This window comes from Streptomyces sp. NPDC056734 (genome assembly GCF_042790455.1).
Classification (GTDB): domain Bacteria; phylum Actinomycetota; class Actinomycetes; order Streptomycetales; family Streptomycetaceae; genus Streptomyces.
Genome location: NZ_JBHTZD010000028.1, coordinates 36,016 through 62,689, shown reverse-complemented (window position 1 = coordinate 62,689; position 26,674 = coordinate 36,016). Strand labels below are relative to the sequence as shown.

General features: G+C 71.3%; 21 protein-coding genes and 2 pseudogenes. 13 read left to right on the top strand and 10 right to left on the bottom strand.

The genetic code is table 11. The features are described from left to right. Nucleotides 1–206: 206 nt before the first annotated feature. The gene (locus ACFRFC_RS32605) at nt 207–998 is read left to right on the top strand and encodes a SigB/SigF/SigG family RNA polymerase sigma factor (RefSeq protein ID WP_382691614.1); all 792 of its coding nucleotides are present in this window, start codon (nt 207–209) and stop codon (nt 996–998) included. 342 nt (nt 999–1,340) lie between these two features. Beyond that, the gene (locus ACFRFC_RS32600; RefSeq protein ID WP_382691725.1) at nt 1,341–1,781 is read left to right on the top strand and encodes a DUF2267 domain-containing protein; all 441 of its coding nucleotides are present in this window, start codon (nt 1,341–1,343) and stop codon (nt 1,779–1,781) included. 320 nt (nt 1,782–2,101) lie between these two features. On the opposite strand, the gene ACFRFC_RS32595 is transcribed toward ACFRFC_RS32600, so the two are convergent. Further along, on the bottom strand, nt 2,102–2,275 hold the full coding sequence (locus tag ACFRFC_RS32595; protein WP_382691616.1) for a CsbD family protein: 174 nt from the start codon (nt 2,273–2,275) through the stop codon (nt 2,102–2,104). Nucleotides 2,276–2,466: 191 nt separating this feature from the next. Beyond that, a complete protein-coding gene (locus ACFRFC_RS32590) occupies nt 2,467–3,582 on the bottom strand; it encodes an AI-2E family transporter (RefSeq protein WP_382691618.1) in 1,116 nt (371 codons plus the stop codon). Nucleotides 3,583–3,926: 344 nt separating this feature from the next. Here ACFRFC_RS32590 and ACFRFC_RS32585 point away from each other — a divergent pair, with 344 nt between their 5' ends. Both ACFRFC_RS32585 and ACFRFC_RS32580 read left to right on the top strand, forming a co-directional pair. Continuing rightward, nucleotides 3,927–4,190: a CopG family transcriptional regulator gene (locus ACFRFC_RS32585; protein ID WP_382691620.1), complete on the top strand. Its 264-nt coding sequence runs from the start codon at nt 3,927–3,929 to the stop codon at nt 4,188–4,190. Then, nucleotides 4,187–4,600 (top strand): type II toxin-antitoxin system VapC family toxin, encoded by a 414-nt coding sequence (locus ACFRFC_RS32580; protein WP_382691622.1) that lies wholly within the window; start codon nt 4,187–4,189, stop codon nt 4,598–4,600. Before ACFRFC_RS32585 ends, ACFRFC_RS32580 begins: the two co-directional genes overlap by 4 nt. A 49-nt stretch (nt 4,601–4,649) precedes the next feature. On the opposite strand, the gene ACFRFC_RS32575 is transcribed toward ACFRFC_RS32580, so the two are convergent. The 4 genes from ACFRFC_RS32575 to ACFRFC_RS32560 form a co-directional block, all read right to left on the bottom strand. Then, nucleotides 4,650–6,017, bottom strand: coding sequence for a site-specific integrase (locus ACFRFC_RS32575; protein WP_382691624.1), 1,368 nt, complete (start codon nt 6,015–6,017; stop codon nt 4,650–4,652). A 1,548-nt stretch (nt 6,018–7,565) separates the two neighbouring features. Further along, nucleotides 7,566–8,645, bottom strand: coding sequence for a hypothetical protein (locus ACFRFC_RS32570; protein WP_382691626.1), 1,080 nt, complete (start codon nt 8,643–8,645; stop codon nt 7,566–7,568). A gap of 75 nt (nt 8,646–8,720) precedes the next feature. Then, the gene (locus ACFRFC_RS32565; protein ID WP_382691628.1) at nt 8,721–9,299 is read right to left on the bottom strand and encodes a TIGR03086 family metal-binding protein; all 579 of its coding nucleotides are present in this window, start codon (nt 9,297–9,299) and stop codon (nt 8,721–8,723) included. Between the two features lie 238 nt (nt 9,300–9,537). Then, nucleotides 9,538–10,470: a helix-turn-helix domain-containing protein gene (locus ACFRFC_RS32560; protein ID WP_382691630.1), complete on the bottom strand. Its 933-nt coding sequence runs from the start codon at nt 10,468–10,470 to the stop codon at nt 9,538–9,540. A gap of 159 nt (nt 10,471–10,629) precedes the next feature. Here ACFRFC_RS32560 and ACFRFC_RS32555 point away from each other — a divergent pair. From ACFRFC_RS32555 to ACFRFC_RS32545, 3 genes and pseudogenes are all read left to right on the top strand, one after another. Further along, nucleotides 10,630–10,907, top strand: a pseudogene (locus ACFRFC_RS32555) (YidH family protein); the annotation flags it as partial. A 160-nt stretch (nt 10,908–11,067) separates the two neighbouring features. Beyond that, the gene (locus ACFRFC_RS32550; RefSeq protein WP_382691735.1) at nt 11,068–11,244 is read left to right on the top strand and encodes a hypothetical protein; all 177 of its coding nucleotides are present in this window, start codon (nt 11,068–11,070) and stop codon (nt 11,242–11,244) included. 186 nt (nt 11,245–11,430) lie between these two features. Beyond that, entirely contained in the window at nt 11,431–12,348 is a 918-nt protein-coding gene (locus ACFRFC_RS32545) for an alpha/beta fold hydrolase (protein ID WP_382691632.1), read from the top strand. Between the two features lie 99 nt (nt 12,349–12,447). Here the strand turns inward: ACFRFC_RS32545 and ACFRFC_RS32540 are convergent, their stop codons facing one another. From ACFRFC_RS32540 to ACFRFC_RS32530, 3 genes and pseudogenes are all read right to left on the bottom strand, one after another. Next, nucleotides 12,448–13,107 carry a response regulator gene (locus ACFRFC_RS32540; protein ID WP_382691634.1) on the bottom strand — a complete coding sequence of 220 codons (660 nt, stop codon included), beginning with the start codon at nt 13,105–13,107 and terminating at the stop codon, nt 12,448–12,450. Beyond that, nucleotides 13,104–14,255 carry a sensor histidine kinase gene (locus ACFRFC_RS32535; protein WP_382691636.1) on the bottom strand — a complete coding sequence of 384 codons (1,152 nt, stop codon included), beginning with the start codon at nt 14,253–14,255 and terminating at the stop codon, nt 13,104–13,106. The genes ACFRFC_RS32540 and ACFRFC_RS32535 overlap by 4 nt, the downstream gene beginning before the upstream one ends. 574 nt (nt 14,256–14,829) lie before the next feature. Beyond that, a pseudogene (locus ACFRFC_RS32530) lies at nt 14,830–15,020 on the bottom strand (IS5/IS1182 family transposase); the annotation flags it as partial. Between the two features lie 70 nt (nt 15,021–15,090). On the opposite strand from ACFRFC_RS32530, the gene ACFRFC_RS32525 reads away from it, so the two are divergent. Further along, nucleotides 15,091–16,872 (top strand): hypothetical protein, encoded by a 1,782-nt coding sequence (locus ACFRFC_RS32525; RefSeq protein ID WP_382691638.1) that lies wholly within the window; start codon nt 15,091–15,093, stop codon nt 16,870–16,872. A gap of 7 nt (nt 16,873–16,879) precedes the next feature. Here the strand turns inward: ACFRFC_RS32525 and ACFRFC_RS32520 are convergent, their stop codons facing one another. Beyond that, nucleotides 16,880–17,242 (bottom strand): hypothetical protein, encoded by a 363-nt coding sequence (locus ACFRFC_RS32520; protein ID WP_382691640.1) that lies wholly within the window; start codon nt 17,240–17,242, stop codon nt 16,880–16,882. 563 nt (nt 17,243–17,805) lie between these two features. Here ACFRFC_RS32520 and ACFRFC_RS32515 point away from each other — a divergent pair. The 5 genes from ACFRFC_RS32515 to ACFRFC_RS32495 all read left to right on the top strand — a co-directional run bounded on the left by ACFRFC_RS32515 (nt 17,806) and on the right by ACFRFC_RS32495 (nt 26,595). Next, nucleotides 17,806–18,669 (top strand): helix-turn-helix domain-containing protein, encoded by an 864-nt coding sequence (locus ACFRFC_RS32515; RefSeq protein WP_382691642.1) that lies wholly within the window; start codon nt 17,806–17,808, stop codon nt 18,667–18,669. Next, nucleotides 18,666–18,863, top strand: coding sequence for a DUF397 domain-containing protein (locus ACFRFC_RS32510; protein WP_382691644.1), 198 nt, complete (start codon nt 18,666–18,668; stop codon nt 18,861–18,863). The genes ACFRFC_RS32515 and ACFRFC_RS32510 overlap by 4 nt, the downstream gene beginning before the upstream one ends. A gap of 305 nt (nt 18,864–19,168) precedes the next feature. Further along, nucleotides 19,169–20,035: a DUF4132 domain-containing protein gene (locus tag ACFRFC_RS32505; RefSeq protein WP_382691726.1), complete on the top strand. Its 867-nt coding sequence runs from the start codon at nt 19,169–19,171 to the stop codon at nt 20,033–20,035. Continuing rightward, nucleotides 20,032–25,137, top strand: a complete 5,106-nt coding sequence (locus tag ACFRFC_RS32500) for a DNA-binding protein (RefSeq protein WP_382691646.1) — start codon at nt 20,032–20,034, stop codon at nt 25,135–25,137. Before ACFRFC_RS32505 ends, ACFRFC_RS32500 begins: the two co-directional genes overlap by 4 nt. A gap of 297 nt (nt 25,138–25,434) precedes the next feature. Further along, nucleotides 25,435–26,595: an AAA family ATPase gene (locus ACFRFC_RS32495; protein ID WP_382691648.1), complete on the top strand. Its 1,161-nt coding sequence runs from the start codon at nt 25,435–25,437 to the stop codon at nt 26,593–26,595. Nucleotides 26,596–26,674: the final 79 nt, after the last annotated feature.

The following is a 26,674-nucleotide window of genomic DNA, read 5'->3' as shown; positions in this document are numbered from 1 at the left end:
GGCTCTTCACACCTCTCCCGCACCCGATCAGTTTTTCCGGAAATGTTTTTCCTGTGTCACACCGGGAACTCCGACTGTAGGTGCTTCGGACAGCAGGCACACCCGTGGGTCGGTTTCGCGTCGACCACGCGTGACGCCGCGTCGTCGCGCCGGACGCCTCCCCCTCCCGCGGTGCCAGCCACCGGCACTCTCCACGGAGGCGCATCATGCCCCCCAGCAGGACCGCACACCGGCATCCCCACGACGACGCACCCGACACCGCAGCCGGCTTCGCCAGGCTCGCCACCCTCCCCGAGGGGCCCGACCGCAAGGAACTGCGGGACGAGCTGGTCTGCGACTGGCTGCCCATGGCCGACCGCATAGCGGGCCGGTTCGGCGGACGCGGCGAGCGCGCCGAGGACCTGCGCCAGGTCGCCGCCGTCGGACTCGTCAAGGCCGTCGACCACTACGACCCCGCACAGGAGCGGGCCTTCGAGGTGTACGCGATCCCCACCATCACCGGCGAGGTCAAGCGCCACTTCCGCGACACGCTGTGGGATGTCCATGTCCCCCGCCGTGTCCAGGACCTGCGCAATCAGGTCCGCCGCTCCCGCAGGGAGCTGGCCCAGACCTCCGCCGGCCACGAGCCCAGCGTCCGGTCCATCGCCGAGCACGCACACCTCAGCGAGGGCGAGGTGCGCGACGGACTGGAGGCGCTGGAGTGCTTCGCCGCCCTGTCCACCGACGCCGTCACACCCGGCACCGAGAGCACCACCCTTGGCGACCGGCTCGGCTACGACGACAGCAGCTACGACGCCGTCGTGGACCGGCTCGCCGTCGGGCCGTACCTCAGCCGCCTCCCCGAACGCGAGCGGACCATCCTGTACCTGCGCTTCTACCGCGGTATGACACAGAGCCGCATCGGCGAGGAACTGGGCCTCTCCCAGATGCACATCTCCCGCATCCTCACCCACTGCTGCACCCAGCTCCGCGATCAGATCGCCACCGACGCGGCCTGACTGACGACCACGGCCCGGCAGTCGCGCGCATCCTCGCCCCGCACCGGGAGGTGGGGGACGGGCGTGACCGTCCGGAAACTCCCGGCCGACGCCCCGGCTCCACTCCGTCGCCCCGTCCGGCAGCAGCCGGAGACAGGCACTCACAGGTAGGCGGAGGCACGAAGGCAGCGGCAGGAAGCATGGGCCACAGCAGGAAGGGCACCCGTTCGCCGTCTTCCGCCACGCCCCGTCCGGCATCGTGCGCCGACAGATCGTGCGGCTTCGGCACCGCTCACACCGCCCGCCCTCCTCCCAGGACGCGGGCAATGAAGAGAAGGGCAACGTACGACCATGTCCTCACCGATGGAGACTCCCGTTCCCACCACGGCCCACCCCGACGATGCGGCCGGCTCCTACGCCGCCCTGCTGGAGCGGGTCCGCCACGACGGCGCCTATCCCACACGCGAACGCGCCGAGGAGGCGGTGCGCCACGTACTCGGTGCGCTGGGGAACCAGCTCGTCGGCGACGAGCGCGTGGAACTCGCCGCCCGCCTCCCCGTCGAGGCCGCGACCGTCCTCACCTCGCAGATACCGGCCACCACCCCACTGTCCGGCTGGCAGTTCGTCAAGGAACTGGCCGACCGCAGACCCGCCGGCCCGGCGACCACCCGGTGGGACGTCGGCACCGTTCTGAGTGCCGTGGCCCAGCTCGCCGGCCCCGAACTCACCATCCGCGTCATCCATCAGCTTCCACCCGGCTACGCCCTGCTTTTCGGCCACTCCGATCTCACCCACGGCCGGTGAACGGATCACGAACGACCGGATCACGAACGACCGGCATGGGGACCCAGCCACGCGGAATCCCCGGCCCAACCCCCTCCGGAGACGTGGCTCCCGGATGAATGGCCGTACAAGCTCGGCGCGCCCGACGCTGGAACGCATCGAGGCGGAACCGGGCAGCGACCAGCGGGACCTCCCCCACCCTGCTCAGGAATCCATCAAGATCGGCATCAAGATCGGTTGCCACAACCGTCGAGATCCGCTGGGCGGTCGCCCAGCGGATCTCCCTCCCCCCACCTACCCACCCGAGGCGTCCGAAGACACCGAGGATCGGCCCTGGCCGCTCAGTGCCCGAAGGCGTCCTTCACCTTCTCCTTGGCCTGCCGCGCGTCGCCTTTGGACTCCTTCACGCGCCCTTTCGCCGTCATCCTCTCGTTGCCCACGGCGCGGCCGGCCTCCTTCTTGACCTTGCCCTTGACCTGTTCGGCTTTGGCCCGGACCTTCTCGTCCTTGGCCATGAGATCCACGCCCCTTCCCGGACCGTGTGATCGGCGCCCGCACCGCGGCGGGTGCCCCTTGCACCAGCCGAGTACCACGACATTCACCCCTATAAACAGACAAATGGCAAGCGTCAAGAAGTACTCACCACGACCGACCGCCCATGGACGCGCCCAAGAATTCCCCGGGCTACCCCTGGGTACCTGGCCGTCTAGCCAGGGGCACCGGAGCTGTCCGGCTCCTCGCCCGGCGCCCGGAGCGCCTGCCGTACCGACCAGACCACGGCGACCAGGGGAACGGCGACCACCGCGCCGATCACACCGGCCGTGATGGCGCCCCCGACCACGGCGAGCGCCACCACGACGGGATGGAGCCGGACCGCCCAGCTCATGACCAGCGGGTGCAGCAGGTGCCCCTCGATCTGCCCGATGACCACGATGAGGACCACCACGACCCCCGCGATCAGCGGTCCCTTGGAAGCAAGCGCGATCACCGCGGCGACGGCCAGGGCGACCGGCGAGCCGATCAGCGGGACGAACGCGGCGAAGAACTCCAGCAGAGCCAGCGGCAGCGCGAGGGGCACACCGAGCAGGGTGAGCGCGAGGCCGACGAGGATCGCGTTGACCGTCGCGACGAGCAGCACGCCGTGGGTGTATCCGGTGAAGGTCCGCCACGCGGCCCGGCCTGCCACGGCGGTACGGCCGCGGAACCGTGACGGCAGCTCGGCGCAGAACCAGCCCCAGTACCGCTCGCCGGAGTGGATGAAGAAGACGGAGCAGAACACGGCGAGCGCGAGCACGGTGAACACCTCGATCACCCGCCCGGCGCCGCTGAGTGCGGTACTCACCACGGCGGAGCGGTGGGCCGAGAGCAGTTGCCCGAACTGGGACTGGAAATCGGTCAGGGCATGCGGGGAGAGCCGCAACGGCGGCCCTTCCAGCAGGCGAACGATCCGGTCGAAGCCCGTGTGGAAGTCCCGCGCCAGCGTGCTCTCCTGCCCGGCGACAACCTGCCCGACCACCGCGAACACACCGCAGATGAGGGCGATGCTCCCGATCATCGTCAGCCCGACCGCGAGCGCGCGGGGCAGCTTGCGGCCCAGCAGCCCGGCGGTGGGCCGCAGCACGGCCGTGGCCACCAGCGCCAGAAACACGGCGAGGGCGATCTGGTGAAAGCGGCCCAGCACGGAGAAGGCGCCGAGGATGACGACGACCACCACCACGACGCGCCACGCGTACGCGGCGGCGACCCGCAGCCCCTCGGGCACGGGCACCGGGTGCCGGACGGGGGCGGGCGGTGAAGGCGGCGGCTCGTCGTGGCTGGACATCCCTCTTCCTGTACCGCCACCGGACCCAGCGGCCACCTGAGTGCCACCCCGTTCACCCGGAGGACACCCCGCGAATCCGCTGACCGGTCGGCGGCGGCCCTGCCAGGCGACTTCCGGGCCCGGCCGGTCCCCCACCACCCCAGCACCCCATCGCCCGGGGCCCTCCTCGACGAAGGTTCCCGTTCACCCCGCACGCGGGCCGACCAAGGGCGGGGTCACAGTGCAGCGCACGAGCCTGCCGCGTCGCCCCTTCACCAGTGGCTCACATGGCGGGCAGAGGTCCTGTCAGGCGGCTCGGGGTTGGAACACATCCCCCTGGAAGGATCAGCGGTAGGATGAGTAGCATGAGTGAGCCTACCGGCAAGTACTCGATCACCATGCCCCGCGACATCGCCGACGCCGCCAAGGCCCGCAGCGGCCCCTCCGGCCTGTCCGCCTACGTCGCCGCCGCCGTCGCCCGTCAGATCGAACGCGACAACCTCAACGAACTCATCCAGGTCGCCGAAGCCGACCACGGACCCGTCACCGACGACGAGATCCAGGCCCTGCGCGACCAACTCCACCAAGCCCGGCAGCAACAGACGCGAGGCGGGGCCGACGCCGCGTGACCCGCTCCCCCGCCCGGCCCGGCGGCACGCTCGTCCTGGACAGCGAGGGCCTCGCCAAAGCCGTCCTGCGCGACCGCACCGTCACCGGATGGCTCGCCCTCGCACGCGCCGACGACCTCCGGGTCATCACATCCGCAGCCACCCTGGTCGAGGTGGTCCATCCCCGGATCAACCGCCCGGCACTGGAGTGGACGCTGTCCCGCCTGATCGTCGAACCCGTCACCGAGCCCATCGCCCGCCACGCCACCGCCCTCCTGGCCGACGCCGGCCTGCACGGCCACAAACACGCCATCGACGCCATGCTCAGCGCCACCGCCCTCGCCGCCCCCGGCCCCGCCACCATCCTCACCTCCGACCCCGAGGACCTGACCGCGCTGTGCGGCGGACGTGCCACCGTGATCAAGATCTGACCCAGCCCGTCTCGCCCCGACAGCACCCTTCGGTCCGGCCGCTAGTCCTTCAGGCCGTACGGCTGGTCGTAGGAGCTGAGGAGCCCTTCGATGCGCTGGTTGTTGATGGACTGCCGGTCGTAGAGGCATTTCGCGTACCGGCTGAGCAGCACCTCGACGCTGTTCCCGGCCCGCTGGGCGACCTCGGCCGGATCCGCGCCCGCGCACAGCCAGGTGGACAGCGCGGAGTGCCGCAGATCGTACGGCCTCCTGGCCAGTGGTGTGGCGAGGGGGCGGGCGGGAAGGTGAGAGCGCGGGCCTCCTCCCCCACACGGTGAAACGCCGTGTAGCCGATGACCCGGCCCTGTTCGGTGAAGAACAGCCTGCCGCCCTCGGCCGTCCCGAAGGTGGTGACGTGCTCCCGCCACATCGCCACCAGGTGCGGTGGCAGGGGCACCACCCGAGTGTCGCCCGGTGGGCGGTTCTTCAGCCCGCGCTCGTCGTGGAACTCGCCGGTGTCCGTCCAGCGTTTACCTGCCTGTGGCCGGGTGCGGTGCAGGACCAGACGCCCCCACCCCGTGGTGGGCAGGCGGCAGTCCGGCAGTTCCACCGCGACCGCCTCCTCCGGCCGCAGACCCGCGTAGTACATACCGGCGAAGAACCCGACCAGACGACGGCCGCGTGCCCGGCTGTAGCCGCCGACGTAGGAGACGGCGTTCAGGAGATCCCGTGCCTGGTGAGGGTTGGCGACGACCCGGGGGTCCACGCTGACGGCCGGCTTGGGCAGCCTCCAGCGGACTCGATTCAGCGGATGGCTGCCCAACTCGCCGCGCTCCACGGCGTAGTGGAGCGCGTGGACCAGTACCTTGCGCTTGCGCCGCATCGTCTCAACCGCCGCCTCCCCGCCGTCCGTCTTGCGGCGCAGCGACTCCAGCACATCCCGCGCCAGCACCGGGTCCTGAAAGTCCTCCAGAGGGCGGGAAGCCCTGGCCACCCACTGCAACACCAGCCGGTCCTCCGCAGGGGCCTCCTCCCGCCCCGGACCGGTAACCACGAAGGCCCAACGGCGAAGGGAACGGCGCAGCAGCGGCCCGCCGGGCCGCCCGGGAAGATCCCAGAGCATCGCCAAGGTGACGGCAGTCAGCGCCTCGCTGACCTCGTCACGGGTCTTCGCCGCCCGGCCCGGCCAGTGAGCCCGCGCGTACTCAGTGGCGAAGTCGTACCAGCTCAGCTGGGACGGACCCCGCAGAGCGTAGGCGGAGCTTCCGCCCTGGGCCAGACCGACCCGGATGGCCCGGACCAGCTCCGCACCGAACTCCCCCGCCAGATCCGCGACCGCACCACTGCTTCGATCCGACGGATCGTCCGGGCTTCTATGGGCTGAAAGCCCGTCCACCGTGGCCTCGGCCACGGTGCCACCATGCTCGTTCAGTGCCATGCCCGCCTCCATTTCTCGCATCAGCGGGTCATGGCTGCCCGGTTCCGCTATGCACACATCCCCCGGCAAGGAGGCAATCGGACAGTTCCCGGTTGACGAGTGCAAGGTGCTGCGGGGCCGCTTCGGAACAAGCACAAGGAATTGCCTGGTACTTCACGCACGCGAAAACACGACCCGCGCATTGCCAACCCCCAGCCCAGAAATTCTGTCCCGCCCAGCACGGGAGCCGAACAGCCAGCGGATGGACAGAGCTGTGCCGTTGCGCGCCCCGTGGCCATGGTCATGAGCGGCGTCGCCGCCCGGGAACGACGCCTGACCGATCACTCATGACCCGCCTTGCTCTCCGCCGGCGGCGGACAAGATAGCCCTGGATCCCCGGATACCGAAACCGGCCTTCACCCGCACGATGGAAGAACCACCGCCACGCCCTGTCCCCCGCCAGAAAGGCCCGCGCCGCGAACCAATCCCACAACTGCACACCCGACGGCAAAGCCGCCCCACGTATTCAGGAAATCGGACCACCACGCCGTAAACACCCGGCTCCAGTCTTTGCCGACGGCAGTGAGGCAGTACGGGGCGCCGTCGGACGTGTTGGCGGGTGAAGCGCCGGGACGAGCCAAGGGGCGCCGACGGCGCACTTTCCCTTGGTCCCGCGCCTCACGAGACTCCATCTGTTCGATTGAACCGCGCACCTTACACCTCCTACGCTTGGTACAGAAATCCTCAACGGACATCGCCTCACGTCACAGGGGCCCACCGGGCAGGAAACGGGCAAGTGGAATGAATGAGACTTTTCCTCATCGCGGGATATACGCGGGATCGCACGCCTAACGAATCGTCAGTTAGGCCGCTACCCAGGGAAAACGCACAATAGTTCGATGGCCTCCGGAGCCGTGTGCGCAGGTTCGAATCCTGCCGGGGGCACTCCGGAAACAACTCCCGACCTGGGATGTACAGGTCGGGAGTTTTTGCTTACCTGCCAAAACGCACACGGTCGGTTGACCGTTGCTCCTTTCGGTCGGCGCGGCCTCTCCGGCGTCGGGATCCCTCTCGTCCGCTGACACGAATCCGCAGGTCAACGGTCATTCGCCGGCGTCCATCGACCATCGCCACCGCTGGAACAGCAATCGCGCCGCCGCGAGATGATTTCAAGTTCAGCGCTTCATCAGGACCCCTTCTGACCTGCCGAAATGCGGCTGAGGCCACACAGAAACGCAAAGGGTCTGGAGGGCAGGAGGTCGGCGACGGCTGTACGGATCGCCCCGCGGCTGACGCCGTGGTCTCGGGCGAGGGCGGCGATCGAGCGCCCTTCCAGGTACCCGGCTCGCACGTCGGGAGTCTGGGCGGCTGCCACGGCTGGGCGGCGCGCCCGCCCTTCGCGCCCTTGGCCTCGGCGGCACGAAGCCCGTCGTACGTCAGCTCGCGCTGGAGTTCGCCGGCGGCGGCGAGGGTCTGCACCACGAACTGCACGGAGTTCGCCGAACTTCGGACCGGCGGGCCCGCCTGTGTTTGTGGGGCGGGCCCGCTTGCGGTGGATCGGCTACCGGTTCAGCTGGTCTTGACGGGGGTCAGGGTGAAGCCGTCGTTGGGCTTGCCCGCGAGGAGGTCGGCCAGACCGCCGCTGAGCGCGTACGTCGTCGCGCTCGGGCCCGCGGTCACGTCGCTGGTGACGGGGTCTTCAACGGTGTCGGTGACCGTCACGGCGGCTTCCGTCCAGCCGTTGCGGGGCTTCACGTGCTGGATCTGGGCGGGCTCGCCGGACAGCAGACCGCTGCTGACCGCCGTGAGTGAGCCGTCCTCCAGCAGCTGCATGCCGGCGGTGGGGGATGCCAGCGGCGCGGAGAGCTGCACCTTCGCCGCTTCTTCAGGATGCTCGACGGGCACCCTCACCAGGGAGCCGTCGGCCATGGCGATGATCAGCTGGTTCCCCTCCACCCACTCCACCGCCGCCATCCCCACATCGTCGAGGAAGTTGGGAATGTCCAGCGTGCCCTGGAGCAGGTCGCTGCGCAGGAAGACCGAGGCGCGGCCCTCGGTGTCGATGCGGAACACGGTCGGGGTCAGCTCGTCGACGGCGTAGGCGGTGCCGTCGGGGGCCACCGTCACGTCGGAGATCAGGTGCTGCTTGCCGTCGAGGGCGATCGCCGTCAGATCGACGCACCAGTCCTGCTCACCGGTCTTCAGGTCGTAGCTCCCCACACCGGCGATACCGAAGGGCGACTCCTTGTCGGAACGGTCGGCAGTGCCGTAGTCCACATTGCTGACCAGGATGCGGTCCCGCTCGCGGTCGACGTTGACGGCCTGGGCGGACACCAGCTCCGGGTCGTCGATGTGGGTGCGCACCTGTCCGTCCGGGCTGACGGCGTAGACCTTGCCCTGCTTCAGCGAGCCGGCGAAGAACGTCTGCGACTGCGCGTCGTAGTCCAGCGAGTGCGGGAACACCTGCGGGCCGTCGGCCTTGATGGCGCTGGGGGCCTGCTGCTCGATCTGCTCGACCCGGGGCTGCTCGGAGCCGGTAGCGGAGTTGGCTCCGTCGGAGGAACCGCTCACGGCCAGCGCCGTTCCGGTGGCCGCCATGGCGACGATTGCCGCGCCCGCGATGGCGATCTTCAGCTTCGTCTTCTTCATTGTTTCTGTTCCTCACAAGAGTCGGGGCCGACGGGTACCGCGGTGACCTGGTGCCGTGCGGAGCACCAGGTGTGGTCACTCGCCGATGTCGCGTCCGAGGAGGGCGGCCAGCCGGTCGAGCGCGGGGGCGTCCTCCGGAGCGTTCCGGTACGGCGCGAACGGAGCACCCGGTCCGGAGGGCAGCTGCTCCAGCAGGCCGCGGGCGAACTCGATCTCCCGCTCGACCGTGGTGTCGTCGAACAGAGCCTTCTGGCCGGTGGACCGGGCCAGATCCCAGCCGTGCACCAGGTGCTCGACGGTTTGCAGGTGCAGTGCCACAGCGCCGGGCACCTCACCGATCGGGGCCTGCACCATCCGCTCCAGCGCTCCCGGCGCCCCGAAGGCGGACACCAGGGCGGCGGCCGACGTCCGGAACGTGTCCTTGAGCGGTTCCGGGGCGGCATCGGCATCGGCATCGGGCACCGTCACGGGCGGCTCCGCCCCCATCACGACGGCGAAGGCGCGCTGTCCCGCCACCAGATGGTCGATCAGCTGCTGGACATTCCATTCGGTGCAGGGCGTGGACGCGCTCCGCTGCTGCTCCTGTACGGCCTCGACCAGGCAGGCGACGGTGTCAACCACCTCGGTGAAAGCGGTGACGGGTGTGGTGGACATGGGGAACCTCCAGGAGAAGTGAAGTGAAGACGATGCAGGGGGAAGCGGAGAAGGGCGGCAGCCTCACCGGCGGCAGGCAGGCATGCCTGACAAGGGCCCCGGCGACAGTCCCTGCCGGTCTCGGGCCGGTCTCGGGCCGGTCTCGGGCCGGGGGCAGCCTCGGGCCGGGGGCTGCCGGGTGATGATCAGGTGTGACGTGCCGGGCGGAGAGTGGAACCGCGGCGGCCGGACGGCCGAATCAGGAGCGAGCGGGAGGAGCGACGTGCGCGGGGGTGCCATCGGCGGGGCGGGCCGTCGCCGGCCGGCCCGCGGGGGGCAGGAGGGTCTGGTTGAGCAACCGCAGTGCCGCCTGAGCGGCGGAGTCCGGCGCCGCCGTCGTCACCACCACCCGGATCCCCTGCCCCCGGGGAACCTGGAGCGAGTGCTGCACCACGTCCAGCTCTCCGACCGTCGGATGGCGCATCCGGTACTCCGCCATGTCCCACCCGCGCACCCGGTGCTCGGCCCACAGCGCGGCGAACCGCGGGCTGCGCATGGTCAACTCGCCTATGAGGGTGGCCAGCTGCGGGTCGTTCGGATATTCACCGACCGCCTGCCGCAGCTTGCCCACCACGTCCCGTGCCTTCCTGGTCCAGTCCACGTACAGGTCACGTGTATGGGCGTCCAGGAACACCAGCCGGGCGGTGTTGGGCCGCGTGGCCGGGTGATCCGGGCTGTCCGGGGCCAGGTGCCCGGCGAACAGCGCATGCCCGGCGCGGTTCCACGTAAGGATGTCCGAACGCCGGCCGAGGACGACCACGGGTGAGTCCCCGAAGGCGTCCACCAGTTGGCGCACCGCCGCGGTGACCCGCTCGGCGGGGAGCCGGCGGCGGCTCTGGCGGGCATCACCGGTCAAGGTGTGCAGATGGAGCCGCTCCGTGTCATCCAGCCGCAGAGCCGTGGCCAGCGCATCGAGGACCTGCGGCGAGGCGTTGAGCGACAGCCCCTGCTCCAGCCGGATGTAGTAGGCCACGCTGACACCGGCCAATTGGGCCAGTTCCTCACGCCGCAGCCCCGGCACCCGCCGCCGGTCGCCGTAGTCCGGCAACCCCACATCTGCCGGCTTCATCTGCGCCCGCCGCGTGGACAGGAACTCACCGAGGAGGGATCTGCCGTGCGTTCGTTCGTCCATGCGGTCGAGTATGGCGACGGTCTCCGGACATAGCCTGCCCCTCGGAGTAGCAGCCACGACACCGCGGAGCACGGGTGGCACCCCTTCGCAGACCAGCGTGCCGAGCCGGGCTTCCTCGCCCTCGTGCGGTCGAAGAGGTTCCGCGGGGCGGCAGCGTGCCGGTCCCCGTACGCCTGGATCCGTACCGCGCTGGACCTGGTGGGCTGGGATTCGCGGTCGACCAGTTCCTGCTGGATCAGCGCTGGGGCGTGCATGCGGGTTCGGCCGTGCTTCTGTTCGCCATCGGCATGCTCAGCGCGCTGCGGGCGATCAGCCAGTAGGGGCGCAGCGAGGGGGCGATGCGCCGGGGCGAGGACCTGCCGGTGACAGCGTTCCCCACGCTGCTGGGACTGTCGGTCGCCGCCGTCGCCGTGATCACGCTGGTCGTGGTGCTGATCGAACCGGACCGGCCGATGGGGGCCAACCCGGGGACGCTGCCGCGGGACCCCGGCCTCCAGCCGGAGCGGACCCGGCCGGCCTCGCGGCGTAGGACCCCGACGTACACGGTCGTGGCGGTGCTCGCGGGCCGGCGGGTCGTGCGGGCACGAGGTGACGGCGGTGGGCGTGGTCGCCGCGGCGTTGAGCGCGCTCGGGTGGGCGGCGTTCCTCTGGGTGGCGCACCGGTGGACCGTGGCGCTGGACACGCCACGCCCGTGCGTGCTTCCGGTGCGCCCGGGGGTGGCGGCGGCGGTCTGTGTGATCGGCCTGGCGGCGTTCGGGGTGGCGGTGCCCTGAGGGTGCTTCGAGGCTCTGGGGGCCTCTGAGCGGACGGGTATCCCCTGGTTGGGGGATCTGGTCCCCCGTGCGAGCTACGTACGGATGTCCACTGTGGGGTGACGATTCCGGATCACCGAATCCGTAGCGTGGGGTGCAGCCGCGGCGCACGGGTCGCGGCCTCAATTCTCTTATGGGGAGAGCACCATGATCCGCCATCACAGGGCATCCGCGGCGCTCGCGCTGGTCTGCGCCGTGGCCGGTGCGGGGCTTGTCGGCTGCGAGGAAGCCCCGACCGCGGATTCGAAGCCGTCCGCGAGTGCCACGGCCGCCGGTGGCGCGGACGGTGCCGCCGAGAATGCCTCCTTCACCGGTACGAAGAAGATCGAGGTCGAAGGCCGTTCGGTGAACGTGTCCTGTTCGGGCGATCCGGTGGAGAGCCAGCCGGTCATCGTCCTGCTGCACGGGGGCGGTGACGGGCTGGACACGATGGCCGACCTCCAGGAGACCCTGGGCGCACAGCACCGGACCTGTTCCTACGACCGGCTCGGCGCGGGCGCGAGCGATCAGCCCGACGGTCCCCAGACCCTCGAGGACGGCGGGAAGGTACTGACGGAGGTGCTCGACCAGGTCGCCGGGGACGCGCCGGTCGTCCTGGCCGGGCATTCGCTGGGCGGGCTGATCGCCGCCAGGTACGCCCCCGACCATCAGGACAAGGTCAAGGGGCTGGTCCTGATGGACGCCACCTCACCGACACAGAGCGCCGACCTCCAGGAAGAGATCCCCGAGTCCGCCACCGGCACGGCGGTCGACCTGCGTGAGCAGACCCTCGCGGTCCTGCGGGGCGAGAGCCCGGAGAAGCTTGTCGTGCCGGACGGGGAAGTCCGCTCCGCGGGGAACATCCCGGTGGAGGTGATCCAGCACGGGAAGCAGTACCTCGCCGCTGTTCCCGAGTACGGGCAGAACCTGGAGCTCGCGTGGTCCGAGGGTCAGCGCAAATGGCTCGCGATATCCAGCGACAGCGAACTGAGCACGGCCGAGAACAGCGGACACTACATCCATGTCGACGAGCCCGATGTGGCGGTCGCGGCGATCCAGCGCGTCGTCTCGAAGGCCGCGGGCTGACGCACCGCCAGGAACGCACCACCAGCAACCGCACCAGGAACCAGGAACTAGGAACCAGGAACTAGGAACCAGGAACCAGAGAACGTCACCGGCACGCCGTCAGGTGACCAGGCCGTGACGATAGGCGTAGACGACGGCCTGGACACGGTCACGGAGTCCCAGCTTGGTGAGGATGCGCGACACGAAGGTCTTGACGGTCTCGGGGCTGATGTGGAGTGCCGCGGCTATCTCACTGTTGGAGAGGCCGTCCGCGATGAGGTGCAGGACCTCCAGTTCGCGGGGGGTCACCGGAAGGTCGTCCGGGGCGTGCCCGGGGGGCCGGATCCGGGCGGCGTGCATGCCCACGAGCCGACGCGTCACCTCGGGATCCAGTAGTGCGGCCCCCGTCACCACGGTCCGGATCCCGTGCAGCAGTTGGGCCGGCGGCGCATCCTTGAGCAGGAAGCCGCTCGCACCGGCGCGCAGCGCCTCGTACACGTACTCGTCCAGGTTGAACGTGGTCACGACGAGCACCTTCGCGCCCTGCGTCACCCCGGCCCCGGCGAGCAGGCGGGTGGCCTCGATGCCGTCGAGCACGGGCATACGTACGTCCATGACCACGACGTCCGGGGCCAGTTCGCCGGCCAGCTCGACGGCGGTGCGACCGTCTCCGCACTCGCCCACGACCCGCAGGTCGGGCTGGGCGTCGATGATCGTGACCAGTCCGGTGCGGACCATCACCTGGTCGTCGCAGACCAGAACCCGGACCGGCGCGGTCATGACGATTCCCCGATGGGTATCCGGGCCCGTACGGTGAAACCGCCGTCCGGGCGGCGGTCCGCGCTGAAGTCGCCGCGCAGGGCGTCGACCCGTTCGCGCAGACCAGAAAGGCCACGGCCGCTCCCGCCGGTAGACGCGGCACGTGAGCCGGAGCCGTCCGTGCCGATCTCCACGGTGATCTCCCCCTCGCCGTAGTGCACCTGGACCGAGGTGCGGCTGCCATGGTCGTACTTGAGTGCGTTCGTCAGGGCCTCCTGCACAACCCGGTAGACCACGAGGCCGGTGCCGGCCGAGAGCGCGGGAGCGCCCTTCTCCGTGAACTCCACCGGCTGCCCGGCCCGCCGGGTCTGCTCCACGAGCGGGAGGAGTCCGCCGACGAACGCGGCCCTGGTCCCGGTGTCATGGTCGGGGTTGAGCAGGTCGAGCAGGTGCCGCAGATCGGTGATGGCCCGCCGGCCGGTGTCGGCGACGCCGGTCAGGGTCTCGTCGAGCCGACCGGGCGCGGCGGTCAGATAGCGTGCCGCCTCGGACTGCACGACCATCGCCGTCACATGGTGAGTCACCACGTCGTGGAGTTCGCGGGCGATCCGGGTGCGTTCGGCGGCGCGGGTGTCATCGGCGACGCGGCGGCGGCGTTCTGACTCGGCGGCCCTGTTGGACCGCAGCCACGCGCCGATGCCCCAGACGAGAGCCAGCGCCAGATAGAACGTGACGAACTCTTCCACGGGTTCACCCGGGGCGAGCTGGTCGAGCGCGACGGCCAACGGCACGTACGCGGCCGAGAACAGCAGTACGGTGGCGCGCCGCTGCCGTTCCAGCCGGGAGCCCAGGGTCAGCACGGTGAGGGCCAGTGCGGTGCCCGCGAAGGAGTGGTAGCCGCGGAGCTGGTCGAGCGCGAAGCCGGTCGACACCAGGGTGAGAGCGACGACGGGCCATCGTCGGCAGATGACGAGCGGAAAGCACTGGAGGGCGACGGCCACGACGGCGAGCCCATCGAAGGGGCGGTTCGGCACACCGCCGAGCACCGTTCCGTGACTGTGCAGCGCCGGCACGAGCGACCCGGCGAAGAACAACACCCCGACGGCGAGATACCGGACCGGGCTGCCGACGTGGCGCCACCACTGCGGGACCTGCGGAAGGTTGGTCACCGGAAGAGCCTAGTCCCGTGCTTCGCGGTCGTTGAGTCGGTCGTGCGGTGGGGCTCGGTAGGATCCGAAAAGGGGTTGTGTGCGCCAGGCAGTGTCCTGGCGATCATGAGCGGAGCCAGCTGACGAGCGCGGCTGCGGCAACGGTTCCGAGCCCGTTCGACGGTGTTGCGCTTCTTGTCCCCAGCGCCGCGGGGAACGCCGCAGCAGCGGCCCGCCGGGCCGCAGGGGAAGGTCCCAGGGCATCGCCAGGGTGACGGCGGTCAGCGCCTCACTGACCTCGTCCCGCGTCTTCGCCGCCCGGCCCGGCCAGTGCGCCCGCGCGTACTCGGTGGCGAAGGCGTACCAGCTCAACTGGGGCGCGGGCCGCAACGCGTGGGTGGAGCTGCCACCCTGTGCCAGGCCGCCCTGGATGGCCCGCACCAGCTCCGCGCCGAACTCTCCCGCCAGATCCGCGACCGCGCCGCTGCCTCGTTCCGACCGGTCGTTCCCATTCCCATGGGCTGAAAGCCCGTCCTCCGTGGTTTCGGCCACGGTGCCACCACCGCGAAGCCCGTTCAATGAGCGTTTTCCAACCTCACGCTGATGCGTGGTGAGGCACAGGGACAGCCTTGACGACGTCGGTGACGCGGTTGGTGCTGCGGCGGAGCTTCGCAGGAGGCGCCACCCCCTGAGGGTGGCCATGGCCTGCTCGCCGAGGCGGCGGATCTTGGCGTGAGCGGAGTTGTGGCGGCGCTTCCACCGCTTGAGGCGGCGGCCCCGAAACGGGCCCCCTTCTTCACGATGATGGTCGCCTTGGGCTACGGTCGTGCCCCGTGCCTGCAAGGGAGTGGTGCTGATGCCCCGTCATGTACTGGCCGCGACGCGCATGGACGGCAGGGAGATCGCCCGCGAAGAGCGCCCCGCCGCGCCATCGCTCACCGTGGTCGCCGCGTACGGAGATCTCCATGCCTGCGACTACGTGACCGTCTCCCAGGGGGAGTCCGTCGGGCTCTACGCCCGCGACCCCGGAGGCACGTGGGACGCGGTGAGCCCCGGAACCGACGCGGTGACCACCGACGAGATGCGCCTGTGGTTCGAGCTCACCCACCACTACCCGGGCCCGGACGGGGCGGACCCGAACCATCCGCTGGGCAGGGCCCCGCAGCCGGGTGCCGTCGGACGCATCGACGAACGGCGCGCCATCGCCCTGGTCCAGGAGCACATTGCCACCGGCGGCCTGGACTACCCGACCCAGGGCCTGGTCGCGGATCGGTTCGCCGCGGGCTGGAGCGTTTACGCGCCCGTCGACGTCGACGACAGCGATCCCATGGCCTTCCTCGACATGCCCGTCGGCCGTTCGGTGTTCATGGTCGGCGACACGGGGCGCATCAAGGAGGTCACCTCCGCGATCCCGCCCGGACAGGCCGACGCCCTGTTCACCGCGGAGGAGGCCTTCGTACGGCGTCCGCCCGCCGAGGAGGCGTTCATGAACGACCTCAAGGCGGAGTTCGAGCGCCTCGATGCCCGGTCCGGGCAGCCGGGTGCGATCACCGACTTCACCGTCGTCGGCACCCCGCCCGAGGACATGACGGCGGCCCGCGTGACCGCGCTGACCGACGAGATCGCCCGCCAGCTGGCGCTGTGCGGACCGCAGCGGTGGGAACGCATGGTGGCAGCATTCTCCTGCGCCGTCTCCGCCGAGACGGCCGATCTGTGCTTCTGGCAGCACGAACGGCCCATGGAGACACGGGTGCCGGAGCACATAGCCCTCCTCGTACGCCGCCAGCGCCACCTCGCGGCCGCCATGCCGGCCGGACCGTGGCTGCGTCTGATGGTCGCCGTTACCAAGGGGCCCGGCGGCCAGGCCCAGGTCTCCACCCAGTACGACTACGGTGACGAGCGGCTCCCCGACGGGCAGTTGCTCGCCCCCACGCACTACCGCAACGACCTCGCCGCCTACCCGCGGGCAGGGGCACCGGCGTGGCTGCGGGCCTATGCCGGGGCGAACGGCCAGCGCACGGCGTCCCCGCACACGGCGCCTCCACGATCCGCACCCCCGCGCCAGGAGGCCCCCGAGCGCCCCTTCGTGGACAGTCTGGTCGGCTGGACGACACACGTGGTCGCCGACCAGCAGCGGATCACGTACGGCGGTGACTCGCTGACCTGGGAGGAGATCGAGTGGGTCCGGTATCCCGTCTCGCGGACCAAACACCAGGGCTTCCTGTTCCCCTCCATGTACACCAATACGTACACGTTCGGCGTGGGCAGATACGGGAACTCACCGAAGAGTCTGGAGAATCTGACCTGGAGCAAGGGCGGTAAGAGGGCACAGGCCCCCGAAGCGTGGCTGGCCCTGGTCGAGTTCGCACAGCGCGTCCTTGAGCCCCAGTTGCTCGCGCAGCGTCTCGACGTGATCCGGCGCGGCGGGTCGTTCACCATCGGCGAGATGCGTGTGCACCGCGGTGGGCTCACGCTGCGCGGGGTCATGGAGGCCGATTGGGGTTCGCTCACGGACGTCAAGGTCGCGGACGGCCTGGTGTGGATCCATGAGCGGGGCAGGCAGCAGGCGGTGAGGGTGTCCCTCGGCAGCGCCAACGCCGTACTCCTGCCCCGCATCGTGGCGGCCATGGCCGGCTGAGCCGCGGCTATCCGTGCAGGCGCCCCGAGACCTGCGTGATCTCCTCGGCGCCCAGCGGGTACGGGCTGCCGTACAGCAGCGGACCGGCGACGACCGCGGGACCGGCGACGGGCGCCGCGCCGTGCTCGGCCGCGAGCCGGCTGGCCACGGGGTTGGGCGGGCCGGAGCGCGCTTGACCCGGGCCGTCCTCGGCGTACCAGAGGGTGAGCTCCTCGCCGAGCTTGGTGGAGCGTATGTGCTCCGAACCGAGAAGACGAGCGACCTCCTGCACGAGATCCATCCCGTACGACGCGGTCTTCACCTGCCGGATGCCCCTGTCGGACACGAGCAGCAGGCCGGACGTCACCTTGTTCCGCTTGAAGAGTCCCATCCCGTCACTCTATTGACGCGGCCACATCACCTGCCACCCTCTTCCCTGACCCCGTCACGCTTCTCGGGCCCGTCACGCGCCGGCGCTTCCTCGCGCGCGGTGCTCCTGGCAATCCGCACATGCGGAGCCATGGATTTCGCTCGGTGGGGGTGAGCCTTCTCGAAGCCGGCCACTGGACGAAAACCTGGGCGGCAAGGTGACCAGCGAGCCCGTCACGACTGCTTCCATCGCGGGCGCCGGCGTGAAGCCTGAGTGCGGCAAAGACGGTCGCCCCCGTGCAGGAGGCGACCGCCGGAAGTCTGCGTAGGGTCAGTGAGCCGGCCTCCGGAGCCGTGTGCACAGGTTCGAATCCTGCCGGGGGCACTTCGCAGGAAGTGCCCGAAGACCCCACCACCAGCGGAAGCGCCGGCAGTGGGGTCTTCTTCGTGATGCAGTCGAGCGCCTCCAGAGGGTGACTGAGCGCCGTATGGTGAGGAGTGGTCGACACGACACGGAGCGTGACCGGTCGTGGGTGACCACTGGTAGGCGAACTGGCGGCTGCGGGAACGAGTGGGTGGTACGCGATGGTGGCACGGGGCGGGGCGGACGCCGAGGACCCGGCGGGCTCGGAGGAGGTCGCGGACCTGTTCCGCGCCATCGGGCGCATGGTCAAGGCCGCGCGGGAGCGAGCCGGACTGACCCAGCGGGAGCTGGGACAGCGGGTCGGCTACAGCGAGGAGCAGATCTCGGCCATCGAGCGGGGTCGGCGGACGCCGCAGCCGGAGTTTCTGATCGCGGTGGATGAACTGCTGGGGTGCGGTGGGCTGCTGGCGGTCCTGGCGAAAGACGTGGAGCAGGCGAAGGAACGACGACGGGTACGGCATCCGGAGTGGTTTCGGGACTACGCGGATCTGGAGGCGAAGGCAGTCGAGCTGTGCTACTTCGCCAATCAGGCCGTACCTGGTGTGTTCCAGACCGAGGCCTATGCACGCGCCGTCTTCACCAGCAGGCAGCCGTTCTTTGACGAGGAGACGATCGAGCAGCGAGTCACGGACCGGCTGACCCGACAGAAGCTCCTTACCAAGTGGCCGCCACCGATGGTGAGCGCCATCGTGCAGGAAGCCGTACTCAGGCAGCCATTCGGGGGTCGGGCGATCCAGCGTGAGCAGCTGGAACGCCTGATCCAGGTCAGCCAGTTGCGGCATGTCGAGATTCAGATCATGCCGACGGAAAGCGAGGAACACGCGGGGATGGGCGGACCGTTCACCCTCCTCGGAGTCAAGGGCAAGCCGCGCATCGGCTACCTGGAGGTCCAGTACTTCGGCCGCCTGGTCACCGACCCGGAGGAAGTTCGGGTTCTCGCGGCGAAATATGGCAGCATCCGTGGGCAGGCACTCACTACGCGTGATTCCCTGCGCCTGATCGAGAAGATGCTGGGAGACCTATGAACACCGAAACGTTCGCGGAACTTCACTGGTTCAAGAGCACGTACAGCGGTGACGAGGGCGGTGAGTGCGTCGAGATCGCCTCCGACCGCGCTGCCGTCCGCATACGGGACTCGAAGGCGTACGGCGGCCCCCAACTCGCGTTCGCGCCCGGCGCCTGGGCCGGGTTCGTTGCGGGTGTCGGGCGGTCCGACTGACCTTCTCCGCCTGAGGGTTCCCCACTCAGTCGCGTTATGCCGAGGCCCCTTGCCCGGTGGCGTCCAGCAGTGTCTGGTTCGCGCCGCCGGACAGGCGGGCCTTCTTCGCGCGTGGGGGGGCCGGAAGCGGGTGCCGAAGGGCTCCTGGCGCCGGTCTCGCCGGTTGTTCCCCGTGGTCCGCGCACCGCTTCCCCGCCCGTTGTCAGTGGGCGCCGCTAACGTTCTGATTGTTGTCGCACCGGTGCTGGGGATTCCCGGCTGAACTGTGCTTTCTTCTTGCTGGCTTGATGCGTGAGGCGGGGATCGTGGGTTGGCTGTCGGCGGGTGACGGGTATGAAGTCGCCCTGGTGGAGGGGCGGGTGGCGGCGCGGGCCACCTCGGGGCGGGCCGCGGGGCGGCGGCTGAAGTCCCTGCCGCGTGCGCTCAAGGACCACCCCGAGGTGGACCGGCTGCGGCGGTTCGCGGAATGGCTGGATCGGCATGCCGCGGGGTGTGTCGCGCAGGTGGACTCCTGGATGGTTTCGTCGCTGCCCGTGCCCACCGGCCTGCTGGCCCGGGTGTGGCCGGACGATGCCTGGCAGGCGGCCCTGCGTGATCTGGCCGTGGTCGGCGACGACCCCGACGAGGTCGGTTTCCTGCGGGGCGCCACCGAGGACGGCGAGCTGCGGGTGGTGAACCTCGACGGCGAGACGGTACGGCTGTCCCCGCGCACGGTGACTCTGGCGCACCCGGTGCTGCTGCCCGACCTCGACGACCTCCGGGAGTTCGCCGCGGAGCTGGGCATCGTCCAGCGCGTCGAGCAGATCCACCGGGCGACCTGGCAGCGGCCCGGCGACCTCGACCCCAAGGCCGGCGAGATACGCGAGTTCGCCGGCGGGTCCTTCCGCTCGCGCTTCGCCCTCGCCGCGCGCGCCAGCTCTCTGGGCTACCGCGTCTCGGGCGGCTACTCCACGGCCCGGGTGCGCGACGGCGGACGCACCGTCGAGGCCTCCGTGTGGATCGGGGAGCCGTACTGGGAGGACTCGGTGGAGACCGGTGCGCTCACCTGGCACGGGCAGGACGGGCGGGCTCTGGCGCTGCGCGAGGTGGGTCCGGTGGCCTGGTCGGAGGGGATGCGGATGGCGGCGGCGCTGTACGCCGGGCGGGACATCGAGGAGGGCAAGAACTCATGAGTGGGGGGAATCAGGTGGGGACGCAAGTGGGGGCGCAGGTGGGGGCGCAGGTCTCGCACGGGGCGTACGAGGACGTGCTCGCTGCCGGGGGCGTGCTGCCGCCGGACACGCGGGACGCGGGTGAGCGGGCGGTTCCGCTGACGGCGCGCAGGTACCGGCACCCGGGGCTCGACGACCGGGTGGTGGTGCGGCTGGTGGCCGGTGAGCTGGGGGCCGCCGAGGATCTCGCCGCCGGTTTCCTCGGACTGGAGCAGGACGGCGAACCGGCCGTGGTGGGGCTGGGGCTGCGGCAGTCGCTGGGTTTCCCGGAGTGGGTGCTGGTGCACCACCCCGCGGACGGGCACCACGCGCTGGGCGTCGTACCGGATCTGGAGCGGGCGGCCCGGCAGGCGAAGTCGCGGCCCAAGGCCGCCATGGACGCCTATGTGGAGCTGGGCGCGCGGCTGGCGGCCTCCGTCCCGCACTTCCTGCCGACGTTCTACGAGCAGGCGGGGCGGGTCTTCCTCGCCGAGGAGAACGCCACGTACGCGGCGCAGTTGTTCACCCGGGCCCGCAAGGCCGAGGCGGAGCACGGGCTGGTCATCGAGGAGGACCGGCTCGACGCGGTGTTCCTCGAATTCGCCCTCGCGGGCGCGCTGCCGGTGAAGGTGCTGTCCGCGTACGGCCGGGAGCTGGCCGCGCGGGTTCCGGCCGAGGAGGCGCTGCGGCGCTTCACCCGGCTGTGTCTGCGCCGTACGGCGGGCGGTCTGCCGCCGTCCGCGCAGATGGCGGGCGATCTGCGCAAGCTGGCCCGCGCCGCGGGGCAGGACGCCGACCTCGCCGAGCAGGAGTATCTGTCCGAGCTGCTGGGTCTGCCGGCCACCCTGCGTGCCGCGGCCGGCTGGTGGAAGGGCCACCGGGCCGCGCTGGTGGCGCTGGCCGCCCGGGAGCGGCGGGTGCGGGGCGTCCTGCTGGACATGGTTCCGGCGGGCCATGACGACGACATGCCCGCGCTGTGGCTCACGGTGCTGGAGGACTCCGGCGCCACCGCGGGACTGTGGGACGCCTCGCTGCCCGAGGAGGAGCGGCCCCGGGACGGCACGGCGGGCTGGCTGGGCCGCTTCCTGACCTTCCGCGAGCGGGCGCGCTCCTGGCGTGGCTCGACCCGGATGACCGAGCTGTACCCGCTGGTGGAGCGGACCGTGGAGCGGCTGCGAGCCGAACTCCGCGCGTCCGGCGGCGCGTTGCAGGTCACGCACGACATCGATCTGATCGACCTGCTGCTGTCCCTGGACGTCCCGGTGGCCGCCCCCGAGCGCGACGACGCGCTGCCGCTGACGCAGTGGGCACAGGGGGAGGGACAGCGGGAGATGGTGTTCCTGGGCGCCGACTCCCGCTTCCACTCCGCCTTCCTGAAGGGCGCCGACCGGTTCGGCAACCACGACAACGCGCTGCGGGCCATCCGTCTGCTGGCCGTGTCTCCCGGCTGCCGTCCGCTGCTGGCCCGGTGGGTCGCGGGGGTCGTCAGGCGGTTCACCGTGGTCGGTCTGCCCCAGTTGCCCGACGCGCTGGACCGGCTGAAGTGGCTGCCCTCCGAGGCGCTGGCGCTCGCCGAGGACGCGGTGCGCGAGGCCGTCGCCACCGACCTCGCCCCCGTACTCGTACGCACCCTGCGGGCCGGTCTCTTCGACGAACTCGGGTGGCCCGCCTGGGAGGAGGCGGTGGCCGACCTCGTGCCGAAGAGCGACGTGGAGGATCTGATCGTCGCCGACGCCTGGCCCCACCTGGTGGTCGCCGGCGCGGCCCAGGCCCGGGTGATCGGCGCCGAGGGCACCCTGCTCACCCACGACCTGCGCATCCCCGCGGGCAGCCAGCACGGCGACCCGGGCTTCCACCACGTCGACGGCGAACTCCTCGTCTACTGGAACAGCGGCAACGGCGGCCTGCGCGGCTACTGGCACAGCCGGGCCGACCGCGTCGAGACGCTGGAGGGCCCGCACGCCACCCGCGGCACCGAGATGGACTGGTACCGGGGAGACTTCCCGATCACCCTGCCGCTGCCCGGCGGCGGCCGGACCACCGGCCGGGGGGTCGTGCACGCGGGTGACACCACCGTGCCCGAGGAGCGCCCGCTGCTCTTCGACGGCTCCTCCTACTGGGTATGGCACGCGGACTCCGAGGACCGCGAGGCGCACGGCTGGTACGAGTACGACCCGGCCACCGGCGACCGTGGCCGCATGAGCCGGCCCGCCTTCCTCGCCGACGCGCTGCGCGGCGCTCCCGAGGGCAGCAGCTTCGCGGGCGGGCGGCTGCGGCCCTCCCCCACGACCGGTGCCGCCCCCGCCTCCGCGCCCGTGCACGGGCTCGTCGGCCTGCGCAGGCTGACGCTCCCGGACGGTTCCACGCGGGTCGAGGACCTCGCCGGGCACACCCTCACGCTCCCGGCCGAGGCCAGCCGGCCGTACACGCTGGTGATGTTTCCCGGCGCCGAGCGGCCCACGGCGGTCGTGCGCAACAGCTGGCAGCTCGACCTGGTGGACGCGGAGGGTGTCGTCACCGCCTGGGCGAAGACCGACCGCACGGCGGGCTGCTTCGGCGAGGGCACCCTCCTGCTGCCGCCCGTGCAGTACTGGGAGTGCCTGACCCCGCGCGACCCGGCGGGCTCGGCGGGGCTGCGGCGCATCGACCGCGACACCGCCGCCGCCCTGCTGGCGGCCGCCGCCGACCCGGACGCCGAGGGGCTGTCCGGCGCGATCCGCGCCCTGTTGCCCGTCACCCACCCCGCCCTGCTCAAGGGCATCGCCGGGATCGTGCGCTACGCGGCGGCCCAGCAGGGCGTCCTGGACGCGGCGGCGATCCGGCTGACCCGGGCCCTGGAGGGCGGCCCGGCAGAGGAGGGCCCGGCCGGTCCGGCGGACCGTGTGCTGCGGGACGCGATGAGCGGTCTCGGTGCGTGGCGCGGCTACTGGTGGGGCGACGACAACCAGGCCGACACCGTCTTCCGCGCGCTGCGTGTGCTGACCCGTGCCGCCGAGGCCGGTCATGCCGAGGCCGGTCATGCCGAGGCCGGTCATGCCGAAACGGACCCGGCCGACGGGCGGCTTCATCTCGACGGACCCGAACTTCCCGTCGGGCAACTGGAGTTGCCCGCCCTGATCGCCCAGGCGCCGGCTCTCGCCTACCGGGCCGCCGCCGGCACCACCACCGACGAGCACCGCGACGCGCTGCGGCAGCTCCTGGCCGGATTCGACCGGTTGGGGATGGGCAGCGGGTCCGAGGAGTCCGGCCGGTGGCGCAGGGTGACCCTGCACTTGGACGCGCATCGGCTGCGTATCGCCTCGGGCGAGGGGCGGGAGGGCTCCTGGCACGGTCTGCTGCCGCTGGCGGGCGGCGCCTTCGTCGCGGTGACCGGACATGGGTCCCTGGATGACGACGGCTGCGATTTCACCGGCCTCATGCACGATCCTGCGGGGCGGTTTGCCGTGCCGGAGCCCTACAAGGTGCTGTCCTGCGAGCCGATCGGGGCGATCGGGTCTCAGGGCTCGATCGGGTCTCAGGGCTCGATCGGGTCTCAGGACTCGATCGACCAGGGCGGTCAGGGCGGCCCGATCGGCGAGGACGGGCAGCAGGATGGACACCGGGGCGGACGCCAGGGCGGACACCGGGTCGGGCTCGGGGAGTTCCTGGGCGCGCTCGCCGAGCGGGGTCCCGCGCCGTGGTTCCCCGGGGCCGCCGAGGAGTTCGCCCGGCTGACCGGCATCACCGAGACGATGGCCCGGCTGGTCGTCGCCGGGCTGCCGGGCGTCGACGCCTATGAGCGGACCTTCCTCACCACCGAGGCCCGCCAGGCCATCGGGGTGAAGGCCGCTCCCGCGGCGGTCGCCAAGGACGAACTGCGCGGCATCGACAGCGCCGTGCGCGCCGAGGTCGTGGCCGCCCTGCTGCCCGCCGATCCGGTCCGGCTGTGGACCGAGGGCCCGGACGTGGCCGCGGGTGCCGCCGTCTGGAACGCCCGGCTCGGCAGGCGTCCCGCCCTGCCCGAGGAGTTGCTCGGCGACGCCATCCGCGCCCTCAAGCACTCGGCGTGGAACGTACGGCAAGCCCTGCCCGCGCTGCTGGACCCGGCGGGTGCCCCGCAGCTCAGCCGGGATCTGCGCTGGGAGGTCAACGGCGACCGGGTACGGCCCGTCGGCGACGACGGGGCCGGGTTCACCGTGGAGACCCTGGTCGGCGCGGTGGCACTCGCGGCCTGGCTCGCCCACCGGCTGCCCGCGGGCGACCCGATCCGCGCCGCGCTGCCGCCCGCGCTCAGCGCCGTGCGCGCACGGCTGGCGGCCCCCGGTCTCATGCTCGACCTCGGCCGCTACATCAGCCTCCCCGCGTTCCGCAAAGCGGCGGGTTCGCCCACGGAGACCGGCCCGGGATTCGAGCGCTACGGCGCCGTCGTCCTCGCCACCCATGACGACCAGCCCGCCCCGGGCATCCGCGTCGACCTTCTCGACGAGGCCGGTCAGGACCCCCACCTGCCCGCCACGCGCGTCGACGACCACCCGTACCCGGCCGAGGTCGCCCTGCGGCTGGTGCGCGATTCCCGTTTCGCGGCCCTGCTCGCCGACCCCGGAGAGCCGGTCGTGGGCGACCGTGACCAGGCCGGCACCTGGTGGCCGCAGGACCCGGGCCGCTCCGTGCCCGACCTGGTCATCGAGGCGGCGAAGGAGTACGGCCTCGGCGAGGACGCGGCCACGCTGTATCTGATGCTGCTCGCCATGCCCGACCCGACCGACCGGTCCACCGCCCGGTGGACGGGCTGGAAGCCGGCCCGGCTCAAGGCGGCCCGTGCCGAACTGGCCGCCACCGATCTCGTGGTCGGGGCCACCCGGACCAGGGCCGGGCGTTCCCTCTTCCTGCCCGGCGGCTGGGCCGAACAGCCTGCGCCCCGGGTTCCGCTGGAGCGCTGGAAGCTACCGCTGTTCGAGGTCGTCCACGGCGAGCATGCCTCGTTCGGCGTGATCGTGCCGACGGAACCGGTCGCCGACCTGTATCGCAGGGCGTGGCAACGGGTCCTTGATGGCGACGCGCCTCGGTTCGAGGAGCTGAAGGTGCGGCGGGGGCGGCGGCGCTGATCGGCGGGGGGTGCCGTCGTCGGCGGATGCCGTGGGGGGGAGGAGGAGGGAGGTGGGGGGATCGGATACCACCGGTGACCCTGTCTCCTCCCGGCTCCGCCACGCGGTGCCCCCGGCATCTCCGGGCTCCCCCACGTGGTGCCCCCGGGCCCTCCCGGCTCCCCCTCGCGGTGCCCCCGGGCCCTCCCGGCTCCCCCTCGCGGTGCCCCCGGTGCCCCCTGTCCCCTCCCGACTCCCCCGCCCGTCGACGGTCACCGGATCTTCGACGCCTACCAGACCTACCCAGCAAGGACATCCATGCCCCCGATCGATACGGCGACGGCCCTTCCGCCCCGGCAGACGCTGCCCGCCGAAGAGCGGTACGCCACCGAACTCGCCTTCCTCGCCGCCCACGACGAAGGCCCCCGTCCACCCGGCTGGCTGCTGACGCCCCGAGCCGTCATCACCTTCGTCTGCGGCAGCACGGGCGATCCCCTCAAGCTGTCCAAGCCTCACGAGACGCTGCCGGACCAGCTCGTCATAGCCCCGAAGTTCGTCGGCGAACGCGCCCTGGTGGAGCGGTGTGTGGTCACGCTCGCCGGAGAGCGCGGTCTGCTGCTGGTGGGTGAGCCGGGTACGGCCAAGTCGATGCTCTCGGAGTTGCTGTCGGCGGCCGTCTGCGGCACCGGCGCACTGACCGTGCAGGGCACCGCGGGCACCACCGAGGACGCCTTGCGCTACGGCTGGAACTACGCCCTTCTCCTGGCACAGGGACCCACTCCCCAGGCCCTGGTGGACTCGCCGGTCCTCAGCGCGATGCGCTCCGGACGGGTGGCGCGCGTCGAGGAGATCACCCGCTGTCTGCCCGAGGTGCAGGACGCGCTCGTGTCGATCCTCTCCGACCGCCGGATGAGCGTGCCCGAACTGTCCGGCACGGACGAGGCGCAGGTGGCCGCCGCTCCCGGGTTCACGGTCATCGCCACCGCCAACCTGCGCGACCGCGGTGTGTCGGAGATGTCCGCCGCGCTCAAGCGCCGCTTCAACTTCGAGACGGTGCACCCGATCGCGGACGTCGAGGCCGAGACCGCGCTCATCAAGCGGCAGGCCGTCGCGGCGGTCGAGCGGGCGGGCGCGGCCTTCGACGTCGACGACGCGGTGCTCGACGTCCTGGTGACCGTCTTCCGGGACCTGCGGGCCGGGCGCTCGGCCGAGGGCTGGGACGTGGAGCGTCCCGGGACGGTGATGTCCACCGCGGAGGCGGTGCAGGTCGCCGTCTCCCTGGGAGTGTCCGCCGCCTATCTGCCCGCCGGGGACTCGCTCGACCTGGTCCCCGGTCATCTCCTGGGCGTCGTACGCAAGGACGATCCCAGCGACCACGCGCGCCTGCTGGGTTACTGGGACGGGCCGGTGCGCCGCCGCGCGGAGGACGGTTCGGCGACCTGGCGCCGCCTGTGGGATCTGCGGGAGAACCTTCGGTGACGCCGGCTGAGGATGGGAAGGTGGCGGCTGGTCAGGACCGGGGGGTGGTGGCCGGCCAGGGCCCTCGGGGGGTGGTCGG

Bases quoted from the DNA above. Each gene is read 5' to 3' on its own strand.
- ACFRFC_RS32560 (WP_382691630.1), bottom strand. From the start codon at position 10,470: ATGGACGAACGAACGCACGGCAGATCCCTCCTCGGTGAGTTCCTGTCC.
- ACFRFC_RS32575 (WP_382691624.1), bottom strand. From the start codon at position 6,017: ATGGCACTGAACGAGCATGGTGGCACCGTGGCCGAGGCCACGGTGGAC.
- ACFRFC_RS32565 (WP_382691628.1), bottom strand. From the start codon at position 9,299: ATGTCCACCACACCCGTCACCGCTTTCACCGAGGTGGTTGACACCGTC.
- ACFRFC_RS32500 (WP_382691646.1), top strand. From the start codon at position 20,032: ATGAGTGGGGGGAATCAGGTGGGGACGCAAGTGGGGGCGCAGGTGGGG.
- ACFRFC_RS32525 (WP_382691638.1), top strand. From the start codon at position 15,091: ATGCCCCGTCATGTACTGGCCGCGACGCGCATGGACGGCAGGGAGATC.
- ACFRFC_RS32605 (WP_382691614.1), top strand. From the start codon at position 207: ATGCCCCCCAGCAGGACCGCACACCGGCATCCCCACGACGACGCACCC.
- ACFRFC_RS32570 (WP_382691626.1), bottom strand. From the start codon at position 8,645: ATGAAGAAGACGAAGCTGAAGATCGCCATCGCGGGCGCGGCAATCGTC.
- ACFRFC_RS32520 (WP_382691640.1), bottom strand. From the start codon at position 17,242: ATGGGACTCTTCAAGCGGAACAAGGTGACGTCCGGCCTGCTGCTCGTG.
- ACFRFC_RS32515 (WP_382691642.1), top strand. From the start codon at position 17,806: ATGGTGGCACGGGGCGGGGCGGACGCCGAGGACCCGGCGGGCTCGGAG.
- ACFRFC_RS32545 (WP_382691632.1), top strand. From the start codon at position 11,431: ATGATCCGCCATCACAGGGCATCCGCGGCGCTCGCGCTGGTCTGCGCC.
- ACFRFC_RS32590 (WP_382691618.1), bottom strand. From the start codon at position 3,582: ATGTCCAGCCACGACGAGCCGCCGCCTTCACCGCCCGCCCCCGTCCGG.
- ACFRFC_RS32585 (WP_382691620.1), top strand. From the start codon at position 3,927: ATGAGTGAGCCTACCGGCAAGTACTCGATCACCATGCCCCGCGACATC.
- ACFRFC_RS32600 (WP_382691725.1), top strand. From the start codon at position 1,341: ATGGAGACTCCCGTTCCCACCACGGCCCACCCCGACGATGCGGCCGGC.
- ACFRFC_RS32540 (WP_382691634.1), bottom strand. From the start codon at position 13,107: ATGACCGCGCCGGTCCGGGTTCTGGTCTGCGACGACCAGGTGATGGTC.
- ACFRFC_RS32595 (WP_382691616.1), bottom strand. From the start codon at position 2,275: ATGGCCAAGGACGAGAAGGTCCGGGCCAAAGCCGAACAGGTCAAGGGC.
- ACFRFC_RS32495 (WP_382691648.1), top strand. From the start codon at position 25,435: ATGCCCCCGATCGATACGGCGACGGCCCTTCCGCCCCGGCAGACGCTG.
- ACFRFC_RS32510 (WP_382691644.1), top strand. From the start codon at position 18,666: ATGAACACCGAAACGTTCGCGGAACTTCACTGGTTCAAGAGCACGTAC.